The 16,461-nt window shown below is 48.7% G+C and carries 14 protein-coding genes; 5 read left to right on the top strand and 9 right to left on the bottom strand.

What is annotated here, in order from left to right:
* Positions 1-6 precede the first annotated feature (6 nt).
* On the top strand, positions 7-1,827 hold the full coding sequence (locus ACO0LF_RS15665; RefSeq protein ID WP_423015514.1) for an adenylate/guanylate cyclase domain-containing protein: 1,821 nt from the start codon (positions 7-9) through the stop codon (positions 1,825-1,827).
* A gap of 25 nt (positions 1,828-1,852) precedes the next feature.
* A complete protein-coding gene (locus ACO0LF_RS15660) occupies positions 1,853-2,707 on the top strand; it encodes a hypothetical protein (protein ID WP_423015513.1) in 855 nt (284 codons plus the stop codon).
* Positions 2,708-2,760: 53 nt separating this feature from the next.
* On the opposite strand, the gene ACO0LF_RS15655 is transcribed toward ACO0LF_RS15660, so the two are convergent.
* Positions 2,761-4,056, bottom strand: coding sequence for a GAF domain-containing protein (locus ACO0LF_RS15655; protein ID WP_423015511.1), 1,296 nt, complete (start codon positions 4,054-4,056; stop codon positions 2,761-2,763).
* Between the two features lie 651 nt (positions 4,057-4,707).
* Here ACO0LF_RS15655 and ACO0LF_RS15650 point away from each other — a divergent pair.
* A complete protein-coding gene (locus ACO0LF_RS15650; protein WP_423015509.1) occupies positions 4,708-5,550 on the top strand; it encodes a 2OG-Fe(II) oxygenase in 843 nt (280 codons plus the stop codon).
* A complete protein-coding gene (locus ACO0LF_RS15645) occupies positions 5,547-6,506 on the top strand; it encodes an aldo/keto reductase (protein WP_423015507.1) in 960 nt (319 codons plus the stop codon). Before ACO0LF_RS15650 ends, ACO0LF_RS15645 begins: the two co-directional genes overlap by 4 nt.
* Positions 6,507-6,574: 68 nt before the next feature.
* Here ACO0LF_RS15645 and ACO0LF_RS15640 read toward each other — a convergent pair whose 3' ends face one another.
* The 5 genes from ACO0LF_RS15640 to ACO0LF_RS15620 form a co-directional block, all read right to left on the bottom strand.
* Complete coding sequence (locus tag ACO0LF_RS15640) at positions 6,575-8,650, bottom strand: M13 family metallopeptidase (RefSeq protein WP_423015505.1); 2,076 nt, start codon at positions 8,648-8,650, stop codon at positions 6,575-6,577.
* Between the two features lie 112 nt (positions 8,651-8,762).
* Positions 8,763-9,143 carry a hypothetical protein gene (locus ACO0LF_RS15635; protein ID WP_423015503.1) on the bottom strand — a complete coding sequence of 127 codons (381 nt, stop codon included), beginning with the start codon at positions 9,141-9,143 and terminating at the stop codon, positions 8,763-8,765.
* Positions 9,144-9,256: 113 nt separating this feature from the next.
* Entirely contained in the window at positions 9,257-9,721 is a 465-nt protein-coding gene (locus ACO0LF_RS15630) for a GNAT family N-acetyltransferase (RefSeq protein ID WP_423015501.1), read from the bottom strand.
* The gene (locus ACO0LF_RS15625; RefSeq protein WP_423015499.1) at positions 9,718-10,380 is read right to left on the bottom strand and encodes an FMN-binding negative transcriptional regulator; all 663 of its coding nucleotides are present in this window, start codon (positions 10,378-10,380) and stop codon (positions 9,718-9,720) included. Before ACO0LF_RS15625 ends, ACO0LF_RS15630 begins: the two co-directional genes overlap by 4 nt.
* A 3-nt stretch (positions 10,381-10,383) precedes the next feature.
* On the bottom strand, positions 10,384-10,845 hold the full coding sequence (locus ACO0LF_RS15620; protein WP_423015497.1) for an OsmC family protein: 462 nt from the start codon (positions 10,843-10,845) through the stop codon (positions 10,384-10,386).
* A gap of 102 nt (positions 10,846-10,947) precedes the next feature.
* On the opposite strand from ACO0LF_RS15620, the gene ACO0LF_RS15615 reads away from it, so the two are divergent.
* Entirely contained in the window at positions 10,948-12,447 is a 1,500-nt protein-coding gene (locus tag ACO0LF_RS15615; protein WP_423015495.1) for a PLP-dependent aminotransferase family protein, read from the top strand.
* A gap of 14 nt (positions 12,448-12,461) precedes the next feature.
* Here ACO0LF_RS15615 and leuA read toward each other — a convergent pair whose 3' ends face one another.
* The 3 genes from leuA to lgt form a co-directional block, all read right to left on the bottom strand.
* Positions 12,462-14,174 carry a 2-isopropylmalate synthase gene (gene leuA / locus ACO0LF_RS15610; RefSeq protein WP_423015860.1) on the bottom strand — a complete coding sequence of 571 codons (1,713 nt, stop codon included), beginning with the start codon at positions 14,172-14,174 and terminating at the stop codon, positions 12,462-12,464.
* A 562-nt stretch (positions 14,175-14,736) separates the two neighbouring features.
* On the bottom strand, positions 14,737-15,414 hold the full coding sequence (locus ACO0LF_RS15605) for a substrate-binding periplasmic protein (protein WP_423015493.1): 678 nt from the start codon (positions 15,412-15,414) through the stop codon (positions 14,737-14,739).
* A 248-nt stretch (positions 15,415-15,662) separates the two neighbouring features.
* The gene (gene lgt / locus ACO0LF_RS15600) at positions 15,663-16,457 is read right to left on the bottom strand and encodes a prolipoprotein diacylglyceryl transferase (RefSeq protein ID WP_423015491.1); all 795 of its coding nucleotides are present in this window, start codon (positions 16,455-16,457) and stop codon (positions 15,663-15,665) included.
* Positions 16,458-16,461 lie beyond the last annotated feature (4 nt).

The following is a 16,461-nucleotide window of genomic DNA, read 5'->3' as shown; positions in this document are numbered from 1 at the left end:
GCCTATATGAATAAAACCAGACGCCTGCAAGAATTCTTCACGCGGCGCTTGCTGCAGGCGCTAGGTTTGTTGCTCTTGCTGGTCTGTGCTGCGTTCATGTCGTATCTGCCAGTCGTGACGGTGATAGATAATAAAATCCTTGATCTGCAATTCAAACTTTCGCGTGAATATACACCGCAAAAGATCAGCATAGACCCCATCGTGGTTGGCATGGATGAAGCTTTTCTTGACGAGATAGATGAACCGCTGAGCCTGAATCATCTGCATCTGGCCAATTTTTTAAAAGCCATGAATCAAGCCGGTGCCAAGGTAGTCGGCATGGATCTGAGCTTGCCAGAAAAACGCTTTGATGCTCTGATCTCGACTCGTAAAGACGCTATAGACTTCCATAAAGTCCTGCTCACAGGCTTGCTGGAAAATATACAAAGCCTGCCTGTCGTGGTCGCCAAAGTCTGGGATTTGAAACATGCGCACTATCGCGATATACAAGTGGACTATGCCGCAGTATTGGGAATGCAGGGCGAGCAATTTCAGGCCGTTGCTTCTGCTGAATTTTGTCGCGATAGTGACCAGCGCATACGCCGATTTCCTGGCGCTGATTGCCAGCCAGACCGCATAGGCCGTGGCCTGGCAACCGAGATTGCTGCTGCGGCTGGCGTGCGCCAGGACTGGTCCGGCCTTATCAATTACCGTCTGGGTGCGCGTTTTACCTATGTCCCCTTGCAGGATATCCTGAAGCTGGCGCAGCAAGGCAAAACAGCAGAGTTGCAGCAGCGCTTTGCTGGCAAAGTTATCTTGCTGGGCGCAACCATGGATGCCACTGATCTGGTTGATTTACCGGTATCCCTGGCAGCATGGCTGCCTGCCAATGATCCCAATCCTGGGGTGCTGGCCCATGCACAGTTATTGCGCAGCATCCTCAACCAGCGCTTATTGCAGCAAACCAGCAATCTCAGCCTTTTCGCCTTGTCAGCCTTGTTTGCCTTGTTTTGGCTGGGGCGCAGCATACGCATCAAATTAATGGTATTCACCCTGGCGACGCTGGGTTTGCTGGTCGCCAGTGGCCTTGCCATGCAATATGATGTCTGGTTACCGCCGACGGCAATCTTCTTGACGGGTTTGCTGGCTCTGGGCAGCAGCAGTAGCTGGCAAGCCTGGCAGCATTTTATCGACAAGCAGCGCTTGAGCAAGGCTTTCTCTGGCCGTGTCAGCCCGGCAGTCATGCAGGAAATCGTCGAAGGCCGCATAGACCAGATTTCACAAAGCCGCCGCTTACCCGTTTGTGTCTTGTTTTCTGATATACGCGGCTTCACCACCCTGTGCGAACATGCACAGGCAAACGATGTGGTGAGTCTCTTGAATCGCTATTTTGCACGCATGAGTAAAATCGTCCATGATCATGGTGGTACCATAGACAAGTTTATTGGTGATGGTTTGATGGCCTTTTTCGGCGCGCCACAACAACTTGATAATCCCGCTCAAAATGCCTTCAATGCTGCGCGTGAAATGCTTTCGGCACTTGCCATACTCAATCAAGAATTGCAGGACGAAGGTAAGCAGACTTTGCAGATAGGTGTAGGCTTGCATGCGGGGGATGCCGTTATTGGTCAGGTCGGCTCGGCTGAGCGGCATGAATACACGGCAATTGGCGATACTGTCAACACGGCGGCGAGAATAGAAGGTTTGTGCAAGGACGTGGGTTATCCGATAGTTTGTTCTGCGACAGTGCACGCCAATCTGGCAGAAGCAGGGACGTTGATTGCGCTCGGCGATCAAAATCTCAAGGGACGTTCAGCTATTGCTGTCTATGGCTGGCAACCCTTGTAGTCATAATATTTTGGAAGGTAGTGATATGAAAATGATGATACGTAGTTTGTTGGCCATATGTACGGCCGCATTGACATTTTTAAGTGCTCAGGCACATGCTGATGCGGCCCTGGGCATGGTGCTGGATGTGCAGGGCAATGGCAAAATGGAAGTCAATGGCACCAGTTCAAAACTGCAATTGCTGGCTTACCTGCAACCTAAAATGCAAATCACTCTCGAAGCAGGTGCCAAGGCTTCGCTGTCCCTGTATGCAACACGTGCAGTATATCAATTGACAGGGCCCGCTACTGTTATCGTAGAAAAAGATGGGGTCGTCAATTTGCAGGGGCAAAAGGCCGTGATCAAGCCGATGGCAGAAAAATTGGTACGTGCCGCAGAAACCAGTAATGTGATTGCCGGTGCTGTCCGTATGCGCCAGCTGCCACCACGTATCCTCGTCGTCACGCCAGAAAACAATTCTCTGTTGCTGGGCAGCCGCCCGGCATTCAACTGGATTTCTGCAGAAACGGCCGAATTTGACATCAGTATCCATGACATGGATGAGAAGCTTATTTTCAGCGAAAAAATCAAAGAGAATACCTGGCAATTGCCAGAGAAAGTAAAACTGGAAGAGGGTGCTACTTACCGCTGGCAAGTCAGCTACGTCTCCGCCAAAGATGGCAAGACCAATATAGCCAAGGCAGAATTCAAGCTGGCCAGCAAGACAGAAGCCGCAAGCTTGAATGAGCTTAAACCGCAAGAGTCAGCTGCAGTGGAAGAGTGGGTCATGTATGCGGCTATGCTGCAAAGCAAGCGGGCCTTTACCGAAGCCAGGCAAGTCTGGCAATTGATCGCCAGACAGCGACCAGACTTGCAAAAAATGTCGGAAGTTGCTCCCTGAACAGCTCAAAAAAAACGCCACAAATGAACTAAACCTCAAAGTGGCGTTTTTTCTTATGCGGCGGTATTCATCCCGGTATCCAGGAAATCGACATGGAAGTCGACGATCACCTGACCAGCGATGCGCTGCACTGAGCCATCCTTATGCATGCGGCTGACAGTTTTGTCTTCGCGCGAACGCACATCAATCTGGAACTCCGGGTGACTTTTGGCAAACGCCTCTTGTATGGTTTCCCTGACTTGCGCCAGCAAGGCTTTTTCTGCAGCAGACACGGTATCAATCGCATCCTGGGCACTTTGTTCAGTCGCAGCAGCAGTATTTTCTGTATCACCAAAGAACTGATCCACGGTTTGCCTGAACTCTTTTTGCGTCGTCACGCAATATTGAATTTTGGCGATAGGGAAGAGACTATGCACTATACGTGAAGCCATGACACGTTCAGGGTCGGTCGTCATGACCACCAGCGTATCGGTGCTTTCTTCCAGTATGAGCCAGTGATGATCTTCGACATAAGCACGCTTGAAGTTCTTCAGTGCTTCCGGGCGCAATCTCTCTGCTTTGTAGGGTTGGTATTCGCATTCAAAGAAGCTTGCCAGAGAATTGCCTATATCTGCCGGGCTGACTTCAAACTCATCAATCAGGATTTCTTCTACATCGACACCCTTGCGACGTGCAGCACGTGCCGCCAGGCCCAATTCAGGGATAGACAGTATCGACGACTTGATCAATGAGTCAAATTTGGTATGGATGACCTGTGGCGACATCAGGCGCTGGGCAAATGCCACTGCCAGCGTATTGCGCAGGTATTTAAAGCCTTCTTCCAGCAAAGGCGGGAACTGACAGTCATTGCGGTTATTGATGAGCTGTAGCACGCCCAGCAATTCATTACTTTGCTCATGGATCAGAGGGCCAACCAGCATATGCTTGGTGCGAAAACCTGTGCGCTGATCAACCCGGCGCAGGAATTCCAGCTTGGGAGAATACTTCCTGAGTTCTGCCTCATCGTAAACATTGACGATGTTGACGGTTTGCTTGGACATCGCCACAAAACCGGCGACACTTTTCTCGGATATCGGCAGGGCGAAGTCCTTGAATGAAGTCAAACCAGTCTTGACTTTGGATTCTATGGCATTTTTTCTGTAATTGACCGAGTACAGCGTCAGGCGTTCGCAATCAAACAGCTCACAAATGCTTTGTGATAAATCGAGCATGATTTGCTCGATATTACTGGTGGAATGGATGGCATTTGTAATAGTTTGCAGATTCTTGAAGAAATGTAAGCGAGCATGCACGTCCTCTTTATCATAGACATCATACTTATCTTGTTGGATGCGACGTACAAAACTCATAACTTGACTTTCAACGATGGAATTTAATCCCAGCTATTTTGCCACAGCCTGACTGCATCGTCATTGTGACACTGATAAGCTTGGGCTCAGGTTTTCAAAAAATATCTGTGTTTAACAATCTTAATGAGCAAAGCCTTAGCACTTTATGCATATTCATTGCAAATAATATCATCATGCTGTATTGATTTTACTTAAATAACAAGATTTTTTACCCAGCATAAGTTGATGTGAGTGCTCTCAATTTGAATGGCATCACTGTCCAGGAATAGCATTTCACTCCTGCCTTGCTTACATCTTGTTACCTTCCTGAATGTCAAAATCAGGGTGTACCCACCTCTGCTTACAACAACGCACTGCTAATATGTCGTATATGCCCAAGTGGGGTAGTGCTATAGACTATTGTTTATGATCAATAGTTCGCCTGATTTTGATAATCACGCGAAATTTTTATGATAATTTATCAAACATATTGTTGTCATGGTTGCGGGTAAATTCCAGCTTGATTTCGCTCATGTGGCATTTGATATGGAAGGCCGTAATGGCGTTTTTTTCATGTGGGATTCGCAAGTAGAGCTAGTAGTTATTGCTATGCATCCGTGCTTGTCACAGCCAGGATGACACCTTTAATAAATGAGTAAAACGGAGCAGTGTATGGATACGAAAAACAGAGAGCAAAGTGCGAGCCAATTTGCGTCCCAGATATTGGACGTATTTGACGATCCGCATTATGCTCAACTGGCATTTGACAACAAAGAGGCATTTAAAAAAAACGATCCCTTTCCGCACATCGTTTTTGATAATTTTTTACCGAATTCTGTTGCTGAACAATTGGCCCATGAGTACCCCCAACTGGATGGGCAAGATCTCAACTTCAAATTTCATCATCATCAAAATGTCAGCCGTCATTTTTTGGAAGATACCAGGAGTTTTTCACAGAATTTCAAGTTGTTTTCTGCCGCAATCAGTTCGCGGTCTTTTTTACTGTTTCTTGAAACCCTGACGGGAACGAAATCGCTGATACCCGACCCTTACTTCATGGGTGGCGGAGCAATGATGACTGGCAATGGTGGATTCTTGAATGTCCATGTCGATTTTAACTGGCATCAAAAATTGCAAGCATGGCGCAGATGCAATGCCCTGTTTTATTTGACGCCAGATTGGAAAGACGAATACGGTGGCAACTTGGAGTTATGGTCACAAGACGGTAGTCATAAAGTAAAAGAAGTGCAACCTGTGTTTAACAGACTCGTCGTTTTTAATACGACCTCGAAAAGCTATCATGGACAACCAGGAAAAATTACCACGCCGGATGGAATTTATCGCAAAGTTTTCTCTGCTTTTTACTATGCAAGCGAGAGAAATGAGGAGATTGATTCCAGCCCTCATTTCACGAAATACAATGGCCTGGATATGAGAGAAAATAATACGGCTGAATTTGAAACCTCTCCTTATAGTGAAGGGATTACGCGAGACTATCTGAAAAACCTAAAATGAATGAAGTTCAATTGGGTAAGGGCGGGCCTTTTGTCAGCAGACTGGGCCTGGGCACCATGATGATGGGCTGGCGACTAAATCCATCTGAATCAGAGAGCATCATCGCGTCCGCGCATGAACAAGGCATCTCTTTCATTGATACTTCAGTTAGTTACGCCAGAGGTGAATGCCATCAAATAATTGGTGGCGCTTTGAGAAATTTGCAGTTGCAAAACCAGTTTTTTATCGCGACAAAAGTGGGCGGCATATCGAATGATGATGATCCACCTAGTCATAGAGGTTACGCAAAAAATAATATCGTCCGTCAATGTGAGTTGGCTTTGACGCAATTGGGCGTAGACAGCATAGATTTATTGCAGCTCCATACGCCCACTAAAGAATTTACCTATCATGAAATGCTGGAAGCCCTGGTTCTTTTACAGCAACAGGGGAAAATCAAATATTTCGGTGTCTGTAATTATGCGGTCGAGGATATGGAAACTATTTTGTCTTATGCAAATGGGAACCAGGCGCTCATCCCATTGACGAATCAGTTTGAATATAATTTATTGAATTGCCTGCAGCAGAATTCCATATTTCAGTTATTAGAAACCGCGGGCATAGGGACCATTACCTGGGGGCCATTGGCGAGTGGATTGCTGAGTGAGTGGTATACGAAAAATGATGCCAGCAAACCGGGAGGCAGGATAGACTCTGGTAGAGAGAAAGAGCAAAAACTTGCGGTGCTGAATAAGCCATCGACGCAAATAATCTTGAAATCCTTAGCGCGTTTGAGCGCAGAAACAAATATTCCTGCGCAGGCCCTGGCATTAATTTACTTACTCCAGACCAGACCTGCAAATTGTACCTTGCTTGGCCCTTCTTCATTGCAGCAGTTTAATGAATTAATGGCCTGCCTGGAGGCGCGTGCAGCAAAACCTGTCGATTTTTCCTCACTCGAATTATTGGATGCATGATACAAAAAATAAGGGTGCTGATAGGACTTTCATCAACCCCCTTATTTTATTCAATGCAGAATCGGCGCTTACCAGATAGTGATGCGTTTTTCTGGCGCTACATACATCTTGTCACCTTCCTTGACACCAAAGGCAGAGTAAAACTCTGGCAGATTGGTCAAGGGACCGTTGCCGCGGAACATGGATGGCGAATGCGGATCAGTATTCACCCTGAGTATGGTTTCGCCATCACGTGACTTGCCACGCCAGACTTGCGCCCACCCCATGAAGACGCGCTGGCTGCCAGTAAAGCCATCAATCACAGGCGCGGGCTTGCCACCCAGGGAAATCTGATAGGCCTTGTAGGCAATGGACAGACCGGAATTGTCGGCAATATTCTCACCCAGGGTCAGGGCACCATTGACCTTGTAACCAGGTAAGGGGCTATAGGCGCTGTACTGGGCTATCATGGCCGCGGTCAGCTTGCCAAAATTGGCTTTGTCTTCCTTGGTCCACCAGTCACGCAAATTACCGTCACCATCTGACTGGCTGCCAGAATCATCAAAGCCGTGACTGATCTCATGCCCTATGACTGCACCTATACCACCATAATTGACTGCATCATCGGCCGTCGCATTGAAGAAAGGTGGCTGCAAGATTGCCGCCGGGAAGACGATTTCATTCTGGCGTGAATTGTAATAAGCATTCACGGTTTGCGGACTCATGCCCCAGTCAGTACGGCTGACGGGTTTGCCCAGTTTTGCCAACTGGCGCTGGTACTCATGTTCACGCCCACGTATGACATTACCGACCAGATCATCTTTAGAAATCTCCAGTTTGCTATAGTCGCGCCACTGATCAGGGTAGCCTATCTTGGGATTGAACTTCGCCAGTTTGGTCAGTGCCTCTTTCTTGGTTTCCGGGCTCATCCAGCTCAGGGTTTCTATGCTTTGCTTGTAGGCCAGTAGCAAGTTGTTGACCATGGTTTGCATGCGCGCCTTGTTTTCTGGCGGGAAGTATTTTTCCACATACAATTGTCCCAGTGCTTCTGACATGGCTTCGTCGACCCGACCTACACCGCGCTTCCAGCGCACCTGGTTGGCCGGGATACCGCGCAAGGTTTTGCTGGAAAATTCAAAATCCTGATCAACAAAACGCTGGCTGAGGAAGGGCGCGTAGGTATTCAGGGTTTGCCATTTCAGATAAGTTTTCCAGGTATCCAGAGATGTGGCAGTGATGATCTTGGCCAGGCCACTGAAAAATTCTGGCTGGCGGACGATGACATAATCCATTTTGCCTGCCATGCCTATGGTGCTGAAATAGGCAGACCAGTCAAAGCCCGGCAGTAATTGTTCGAGTTGCTTCAACTCTGTCTTGTTATAGGTTTTGACAGGATTGCGGTTTTCTACCTTGGTCCATTGTATCTTGGCTATCTCGGTTTCCAGCGCCATGATGGCAGCAGCAGCCTGTTCAGGTTTGGCTTGGCCACTCATGCCCAACATTTTTTCCAGGTGCTTGAGATAAGCGTCGCGGAAGCCCTGTAACTTGGCATCATCCTGCTTCAGATAATAATCACGGTCTGGCATGGTCAGGCCATTCTGGCTCAGGTACACCGCATAGCGGCTGGAGTCACGCGCATCCTGGTTAATGCCAGTCGCAACAGGTGTGTTGACACCCAGTTTGCTGAGTTCTGCCATCAAGGCTGGCAGTTTTGACTTGTCGGTCAGCGCATCGATGCGGGCGAACTGGCTTTGCAATGGTTTGATATCAAGTGCATTAGCGCGTGCTTCATCCATGAAGCTGTTGAACAGATCTGCAATTTTTTTCTGGTTTGATCCTGCAGCAAGCTGTTTATTCGCAGCCAGGGTTTGGATGATGTCATAAGATCTTTGCTCGGACAGGTCACGCAACTGGTCAAATGAACCAAAGCGGCCACGGTCAGCTGGAATTTCTGCTGTTGCCAGCCATTTGCCCGACATGTATTGGTAAAAATCGTCTTGCGGCCTGACGGTTTTATCCATCCATTGCAAGTCTATGCCAGATTGCAGTTGGTGGCTGGTGATGGTGCTGTTCGTGCCAGCGCTTGCATTTTGTGCAAAAGCTGGTGTTGCCATCATATTGGTGAACAGGCTGGCAAGAGCGAGAGAAATAAGAGTACGTGACATGGTATGTCCTGGCTATGAAGCTTGTTGTGTGGAAAGAGTGGTAGATGCTTCAATTTCCCTAAAGTTCAGAGAATTTAGAGAAGCTTATGCTGCAGAACGGCAAATTTTTTGATTAAAAGATGCCTGGAAAGATGCTAGGTAACTGGCTCACCAAACCAATCAGACTGATGGCCAGCACTATTAACGGCTGGATTATAGGAATGGGAAAGCGGGGATGCTCAGGCTTGGCAGGCGGCACGACCATCCATAAGCTATCCGGCAAGGGGCGGTAACGCATCAGGTCACCTCGCCATTGCACCAGATATTGTTGTGATTGATACCAGTATTCCAGCTCGGCATGCAGCCAGCCAGTGGTAAAACCCTCATCCTTACCAGTGACTTCTTCCTTGCTATTGAGTACCCGAACCTGTACTTTTGGCCAAAAGGCGATTTGCAATAATCTTGATCCGTAGGCCAGGCCAAGTACACACACGAGCAGGAAAATCAGTTTCATGAAAGAGTGGAGCGAAAGGGATGTCTAATAGAAAGAGACATATTGCCTTCCCGCGTCGTTCCTGTAAATGAATGAATTTCTTTATTTACTTATTTATTTACTTACTTATTCGTTTATGACGTCAGGATTTTTTTGTAGAGAATAAATCCCGACCGGTCTGCCACCTGACGATATAGTTTTTGGGCCGTTTCATTGGTTTCATGGGTTCCCCAATAGACAACGGTGGACCCTGCCAGTTTTGCCTGCTCATACACGGCCTCTATCAAGGCACGACCCACACCTTTGCCACGCTTATCAGAACTGGTGAACAAGTCATTCAGGTAGCAACTGGCTTCGATACGGCTGGTGGTCCTGTGGTAAAGATAATGCGCCAGTCCTAGCAGTTGCCCATCCTGCTCTGCTACCAGAGCATGTACTGGTTCATAGACGTCAAAAAACCTGCCCCAGGTACTGAGTGTGACTGCATCTGGCAAGGCATTTGGGCCGCTACGCTCATAGAAATGGTTGTAGCCCTCCCACAAGACTGACCATTGTGGAAAATCTTCTTTAGTGATTGCACGGACTACGACTGTACTCATTTACTTTCCTCATCGGTTTCAAATAACTGCTGCTCCATGATGTTTGCCAGGGCTTGAGGGCTAGTGTCATTTATTTCACGCAGGCCATCCACCATGTTGACTCTGTCTTGGGTGCTTTTGTTTTGGCTGGTTTTCCATTTGCCACTGATGCGGCGTATAGGGATTTCTATACCAACGATCAGATCCATGATCCTGTCTATGAATTCTGCCGGTGCATCGCTGACTTTCCAGGGGCTGTCGAATTTGTGTTCAAAATAGTCACTGAGATCGCTCAGTAATTGCAGGAATTCTTGCCTGTCATCGACGACGCGCATGGGACCATGCGCATGTACTACGGCATAGTTATAGGTAGGCACGACTTCGCCACTGCGTTTTTTTTCTTCATACCAGCGTGGGCTGATATAGGCTTGTGGCCCCTGAAAAATCAACAAGGCATCCTGGCCCTTACCGGCGCTTTGCCAGGCCAGATTATTACGGGCGACATGGCCGCGCAAGACGCCATACGGTGCATCTGCCGTTGGTGGTGAGACGATGAAGGGAATGTGATTCGCCTCAAGCTCGCCATCTTGCAAGCTGACCAGCGCGGCCAGTGAGTGCGCTTGTATCAGGGCGTGCAAGACTTCAATACGTTCTTCTGCAAAATGACTGGGCATGTACATGGTTTACTCGATTTCAAGGATAACTTCAGCGTGGATGGAATTGGCGATGTAGCAGTGCTCGTGCGCCATATGATGCAATTCTTCGCGTTCTTGCAAGCCTGGTTGCTTGTCACCGCAATAATTTTCCTGTGGGCGCAGATGAATGCGGGTAATGGCTTGCTTACCCTGAACATTTTTTTCCATGATACCTATAGCCAGGTCACGGTATTGATCAACTATATAGCCGCGTTTGGCGACGAAGGATAGATAAAACAACATATGGCAAGAGGCCAATGCAGCGACCAGGGCTTCTTCCGGGTCTACATTTTTTTCTTCCGACATGGGCACAGGGACTGATAAAGGGGAAGAAGACGCAGGCACGACCAGGCCTCCGTCAAACTCCCATTGATGCGCACGGCTATAGCGATTGTCGCTAAAAGCCTGTTCACCCCGTTCCCACAAAATTTTTGCCTGATATTGATACATTTTTTGCTCCGCTGCCATGAATATGCGTTAATCTTATGCCTGGTATTGGCTATTGAAAAGTACCAATTTTATAAAAAATAAGAATGCCAATTTGCTGTGTATATGCATATTTCTCAAATGATTGCTGGAATTACTCTAGACAGACAAAACAGCTTGCCTCTATACCGGCAGTTATATGCTGAAATACGAAAAGCCATCCTGGCAGGTCGGATGCTACCGGGCATGCAGTTGCCACCCAGTCGTGAGTTTTGTCAGTCCTTGAATATTTCACGACAAACCGTCTTGAATGCTTATGACCAATTATTGGCAGAAGGGTATTTGCGTGGTTCGGTAGGACAGGGGACTTTCGTCAATGAAGAGTTGCCTGCACTTGCCGACCGCAGTAAGGCAATGGTGAGTAGTGCCAGCCCCAAGCCTGTCATGGACAGGATTTCAAAGCGGGGTCAGCAGCATATAGACCCACGCGGCAGTACGCGCTTTCATCAGGGTAACGCGCGAGCATTCAGGGTCAGCATGCCTGACCTGGATTTATTCCCTTTCGATATCTGGGCCAGACTGGAGGCTCGCCATTGCCGTCACCCCAAGGGGCAACTGGGTTATGGCGATCCTGCTGGCCATCTGGTTTTACGCGAATTGCTGGCGGTGTATCTGAAGGCAGCACGCGGTGTGAATTGCGCGCCAGAACAAATCCTGATCACTTCGGGTTCGCAGCAGGCCTTATATCTGCTGAGCACCATGTTGCTTGATCCGGGCGACAAAGCCGTAGTGGAATATCCTTGCTACCGCGGCACTACCGCAGCTTTGCATGCAGCCCAGGCGGATATTTGCGCCGTACCTGTCGATGATGAAGGCATGGATGTCATCTATGCAGCAGCGCATTATCCTGATGCAAAAATCGCTGTCGTCACCCCTTCCCACCAAATGCCTCTGGGCATGACCATGAGTTTGCAAAGGCGCATGGCCTTGCTGGAATGGGCCAAGTCAAATGCGGTATGGATAGTCGAAGATGACTATGACAGCGAATACCGCTTTGGCAGTTCACCACTGGCATCCTTGCAAAGCCTGGACACACAGCAAAGCGTCATTTATGTAGGCACTTTATCCAAGGTGCTTTTCCCTGGTTTGCGTCTGGGTTACCTGGTCTTGCCGGAAAAATTGCTGGAACCCATGGTACAAGCCAAGGCCGTCATCGACAAACATACCAGCATCATGCCGCAACTGACGCTGGCAGATTTTATTGCAGAAGGCCATTTCGGCAGGCATATCAAGCGCACCAGGAAAGTCTATGCAGAACGCCAGGCTAGTCTGGTGACTTGCCTGGAAAAAGAATTAGAGGATGAACTGGTCTGTGGGGCGCAAGATGGCGGGCTTGATTTAGCCGTGTATTTCAAACAGACGTATGACGAAGAGCGGATCATAGAAGCCGGGCAAAAAATCGGGCTGGAGTTGCGAGGCCTGGGCCACTACGCCGATGTGCCCGGAAAATTAAGCAGACCGGCAGTAAGTCCTGGCGGTCTGTTGCTGGGTTTTGCTTCATTGACTTGTGCAGAGATAGAGCGCAGCGTCAGCAAGCTGGCTACGCTCTTCAAAGCTGCTCGTTAGCGATCCTGCAGCGATCAGGCGGCGATCATCTGCACTGCCGTATCTGCGTTTGCGTGACGGTTAATCACACTGATGATGGCGCGCATGCTGGCCGTTGCAGCATCGTCAGCTATGCCCGCACCATGCTGACTGCTGCCATCATTGACGCGTGCTTCGATGATACTGATGTACTGTGAACGACCATGCTGTGTCACCTGCTGCTCTTGCTTGTCGATGATCCGGACTTGATAGCCGAGCGACTGGCAGGCATTGAGCTGTGCTTCAACAATACCATGGCCTGCACCGTGAATAGCTTGTGGCTGTCCGTGGTGCAGCAGATCGACATGCAAGGATACTTGTGCCGGATCGGATGGTGATGTCCTGTGATGCAGGACGGGGTTTGCATGATGAGCTTGATAACTGATCGGTGTTGCTGGCGCGAGATAGCTGTCGCTGAAAATCTGGTGTATCTGTTGTGCCGTCATTTCCTTGCCGCTGTCGTCGGCGGCCGTTTGCACAACACGGCTGAATTCAATTTGCATGCGCCTGGGCATGCTGATGCCATATTCCTGTTCAAGCAAAAAGGCCATGCCACCTTTGCCAGACTGGCTATTCACGCGTATCACAGCGTCATAACTACGGCCAAGGTCGGCCGGGTCTATCGGCAAGTAAGGCACTTCCCATATCGCGTCTTTTTGTTGCTGGGCAAAGCCTTTTTTAATCGCATCCTGGTGCGAACCGGAGAATGCAGTGAATACCAGGTCACCGACATAAGGGTGACGTGGGTGCACAGGTAATTGATTGCATTCTTCCACGCATTGCCTGACGCTATCGATATCAGAAAAGTCCAGGCCAGGGTCAACACCTTGCGTGTACAAATTCAGAGCCAGCGTGACGAGATCAACATTACCGGTACGTTCACCATTTCCAAACAAACAGCCTTCAACCCTGTCTGCACCGGCCATGACAGCAAGTTCTGCTGCTGCGACTGCCGTGCCTCTGTCATTATGTGGATGCACGCTGAGGATGATGGCATCGCGTTGCGCCAGATTCCTGTCCATCCATTCTATCTGGTCAGCATACACATTCGGTGTTGCGCATTCGACCGTGGTTGGCAAGTTGATGATCATCTTGCGCTCGACTGTAGGCTGCCAGATGGCGGCAACTGCATCACAGACTTCCTTGGAAAAATCCAGCTCAGCCATGCTGAAGGTTTCTGGTGAATATTCAAATACCCATTCTGTCTCAGGCATGGCATCGGTCAATTGCTTGATGAGGCGGGTGCCGTCAGAGGCAATCTGTTTGACTTCGTCGCGCGTTTTGCCAAAGACGATACGACGAAAAGCCGGTGCTATCGGGTTATACAAATGTACGATGGCGCGCTTGGCTCCGCGTACAGAATCGATGGTGCGGCGTATCAGGTCTTCGCGTGACTGCGTTAATACTTCTATCGTTACATCATCAGGTATGCGTTGCTCTTCTATGAGTTTGCGGACAAAAGCAAAATCAGTTTCTGACGCAGAAGGGAAGGCAACTTCAATTTCTTTCAGACCTATCTTGACCAGCATTTCAAAGAACCTGAGTTTTTTCTTCGCATCCATAGGCTCGATCAGCGCCTGGTTACCATCACGCAAATCCGTACTCATCCATATCGGTGCTTTGCTGATGCTGCGGCCGGGCCATTGCCTGTCCTGCAAAACGATAGTCGGGAAGGCTTGATATTTTTTAGCTGGATTGCTCATCATGATGTTCTTTTCCTTGGGCTGGCACAGTGCCTCAGCAAGGCGCTGATATTTTTAAATTAGTGAATGGATGCTGATGTGGCGGCGCTAAGCTAACCGGCTGCCACAGAGATACGCGAGGCCGGTTAACCGATCAGTAGTCGTAGCATTAGCAGGCCGTTACTACGTTGCAGCGCAGACTGCGGGCGTGCAAAGCCAGACATGACGCTGATAGCGCCTGCTGATTTCTTTGCTGATGTGCCTGATGGTGTCATGCTATTTTTCCTGATGTCAGGAAGCCTGTGCTGGGTACTGCTGGGGTGAAAAGGCAATTTTTGCTACTGGTATTTTAATCTGGCAGGTATGCCGATTAAAACTGGACAAGGCACAACTTATAGTAGTGCGCTTGTTAGAGATGGTAGTAGAACTAGAGTGGCAGACACAGGCATCAGCGCTGCTTGCAGCTTGGCGCTGTCAGCAGTTTTTATTGCAGATGTGGATGTGAAAAAAGAGTTCATGTGAAGACTGTAAGAGAAATTGCCAGCATTCGTCAAGCAAAATTTTTTTCTTGATCAACATTGCGCTAGATTCAGCGATAGGCATTGATCAGTTTTTGCCAGATAGGATCGTTTGCAGCATTCCTCAAAATGATATTGATTTGCTGCTGGACCTTGGTCATATGCAAGGGGATTAAAATTTGCCTGTCATATTGGTCATGCGGATTTTTCGAGATATGAAACAGACCCTGTAGTTCGGGGTGATTCTTCATTTCATAATCGTAGTTGGAGCGGCTGATGATGGCAGCATCTATACGGCCCGCCATCAACTTGCGAAAGCTGTGTTCTTCGCTGCTGGCGTCGTCACGTAGAATTTTCCCTTCGGCGATGAGTTCATTGACGCCGAAATAGTAATAGCCCAGCACCAGGCCTATACGCATGCCGTTCATGGATTTTGCACCCGTAAACTCGAAAGGACGATTCTTTGAAGAGACTACCTCATCGATATCATTCATGACAGGCAGGGTCCAAAGAAATTTCTGCTCTTCTTTGTCATTGAACCAGACAGGATTGACACCGATGACCAGCCCATCCAGCTGGCCAGAGTTGACCAGCAAGTCAAGGCGACGACGTGGCAAATAGATGAGTTCGAACCTATAGCCAGTATTTTCCTTATTCAGGTAACTCAGCATATCGTTATACAAACCCCTGCCTGTCGCCTGATCCAGGATCAGGGGTGGTTTCAGGTGGTAGCTATATACCTTGATCATTTCGACAGCATCAGCATTTTGCCAGCAGAGGCAAAATAGGAGTAGAAATGCTGAACAGATAATATGCATAATTTAAGTCTTGCTTCTGACGGTGAACAAGCGGAAGCACGAGCTATGATTAAGAGGGTCTTAAAGAGGGTCTATATGCTGAGACCCTGTCCCTGACTTGCTCCAGCCGATTTTGCTACCCCATGCTGGCTTGAAGTTTATATGAATATAGGAAAGAAAATAGCTGATTTTGTTGTGCGCTATTTTTTATTGGATTTATAAGAAAATATTAATAATGAAACACCGATGATAATCATGGGGAATGACAACATTTGTCCTGCCGAAATCGTCATGCCCAGGATATTCACTTCATAGTCCGGCGTGCGGAAATATTCTGTGAAGAATCGGGTGCAACCATATAGTGTCACATACAAGGCGCCAACAGCCAGCCTGGGCCTGGCTTTGGCCGCATAAATCCACAGGATCACAAAGACCAGCAAGCCATCCACCAGGGCCTGGTAGATCGGTGAAGGATGCACGGGGTACGTAATACCGGGCCAGATCATGGCCCAGGGAAGATCTGGCGATGCTATGCGTCCTGGCAACTCATGGTTGATGAAATTACCCAAACGGCCCGCCGCATACCCCAAAGGAACCAGGGGAGCGATGAAGTCATATACATCTGCCAGATGGAATTTGGCCTTGCGCGCCCATAGGAACATGGCAATCAACACACCGATGAAGCCGCCATGGAAGGACATGCCACCTTTCCATACGGCAAAAATCTCCAGGGGATGCTCCATATAGTAAGAGAAACCATAAAAAAACACTTCACCCAGACGGCCGCCGAGTATGACGCCGAGCACGCCAAAAAACAGCATGTCGTCTATGTGCTCGCGTGTCCATCCCTGGGCGGCGATATGCGGCTGCCTGATCCTGATACGACCAAGGGCAATAAACTGGGCAAATGCTAGCAGGTACATGAGGCCATACCAATGTACGGAGATAGGGCCGAGGTGAAAAGCGACGGGATCAGGATTGGGATGGGTCAGCATGAAT

It is taken from the genome of Undibacterium sp. Di27W (assembly GCF_049340345.1).
Lineage (GTDB): Bacteria > Pseudomonadota > Gammaproteobacteria > Burkholderiales > Burkholderiaceae_D > Undibacterium.
Note: the sequence above shows the minus strand (reverse complement) of the source record. Positions and strands in the feature narration are given on the sequence as shown.

What these genes read in the sequence shown, in the direction of transcription:
- ACO0LF_RS15665 (WP_423015514.1), top strand. Translation starts at nt 7, where the DNA reads ATGAATAAAACCAGACGCCTGCAAGAATTCTTCACGCGGCGCTTGCTG.
- ACO0LF_RS15660 (WP_423015513.1), top strand. Translation starts at nt 1,853, where the DNA reads ATGAAAATGATGATACGTAGTTTGTTGGCCATATGTACGGCCGCATTG.
- ACO0LF_RS15655 (WP_423015511.1), bottom strand. Translation starts at nt 4,056, where the DNA reads ATGAGTTTTGTACGTCGCATCCAACAAGATAAGTATGATGTCTATGAT.
- ACO0LF_RS15650 (WP_423015509.1), top strand. Translation starts at nt 4,708, where the DNA reads ATGGATACGAAAAACAGAGAGCAAAGTGCGAGCCAATTTGCGTCCCAG.
- ACO0LF_RS15645 (WP_423015507.1), top strand. Translation starts at nt 5,547, where the DNA reads ATGAATGAAGTTCAATTGGGTAAGGGCGGGCCTTTTGTCAGCAGACTG.
- ACO0LF_RS15640 (WP_423015505.1), bottom strand. Translation starts at nt 8,650, where the DNA reads ATGTCACGTACTCTTATTTCTCTCGCTCTTGCCAGCCTGTTCACCAAT.
- ACO0LF_RS15635 (WP_423015503.1), bottom strand. Translation starts at nt 9,143, where the DNA reads ATGAAACTGATTTTCCTGCTCGTGTGTGTACTTGGCCTGGCCTACGGA.
- ACO0LF_RS15630 (WP_423015501.1), bottom strand. Translation starts at nt 9,721, where the DNA reads ATGAGTACAGTCGTAGTCCGTGCAATCACTAAAGAAGATTTTCCACAA.
- ACO0LF_RS15625 (WP_423015499.1), bottom strand. Translation starts at nt 10,380, where the DNA reads ATGTACATGCCCAGTCATTTTGCAGAAGAACGTATTGAAGTCTTGCAC.
- ACO0LF_RS15620 (WP_423015497.1), bottom strand. Translation starts at nt 10,845, where the DNA reads ATGTATCAATATCAGGCAAAAATTTTGTGGGAACGGGGTGAACAGGCT.
- ACO0LF_RS15615 (WP_423015495.1), top strand. Translation starts at nt 10,948, where the DNA reads ATGCATATTTCTCAAATGATTGCTGGAATTACTCTAGACAGACAAAAC.
- ACO0LF_RS15605 (WP_423015493.1), bottom strand. Translation starts at nt 15,414, where the DNA reads ATGATCAAGGTATATAGCTACCACCTGAAACCACCCCTGATCCTGGAT.
- lgt (WP_423015491.1), bottom strand. Translation starts at nt 16,457, where the DNA reads ATGCTGACCCATCCCAATCCTGATCCCGTCGCTTTTCACCTCGGCCCT.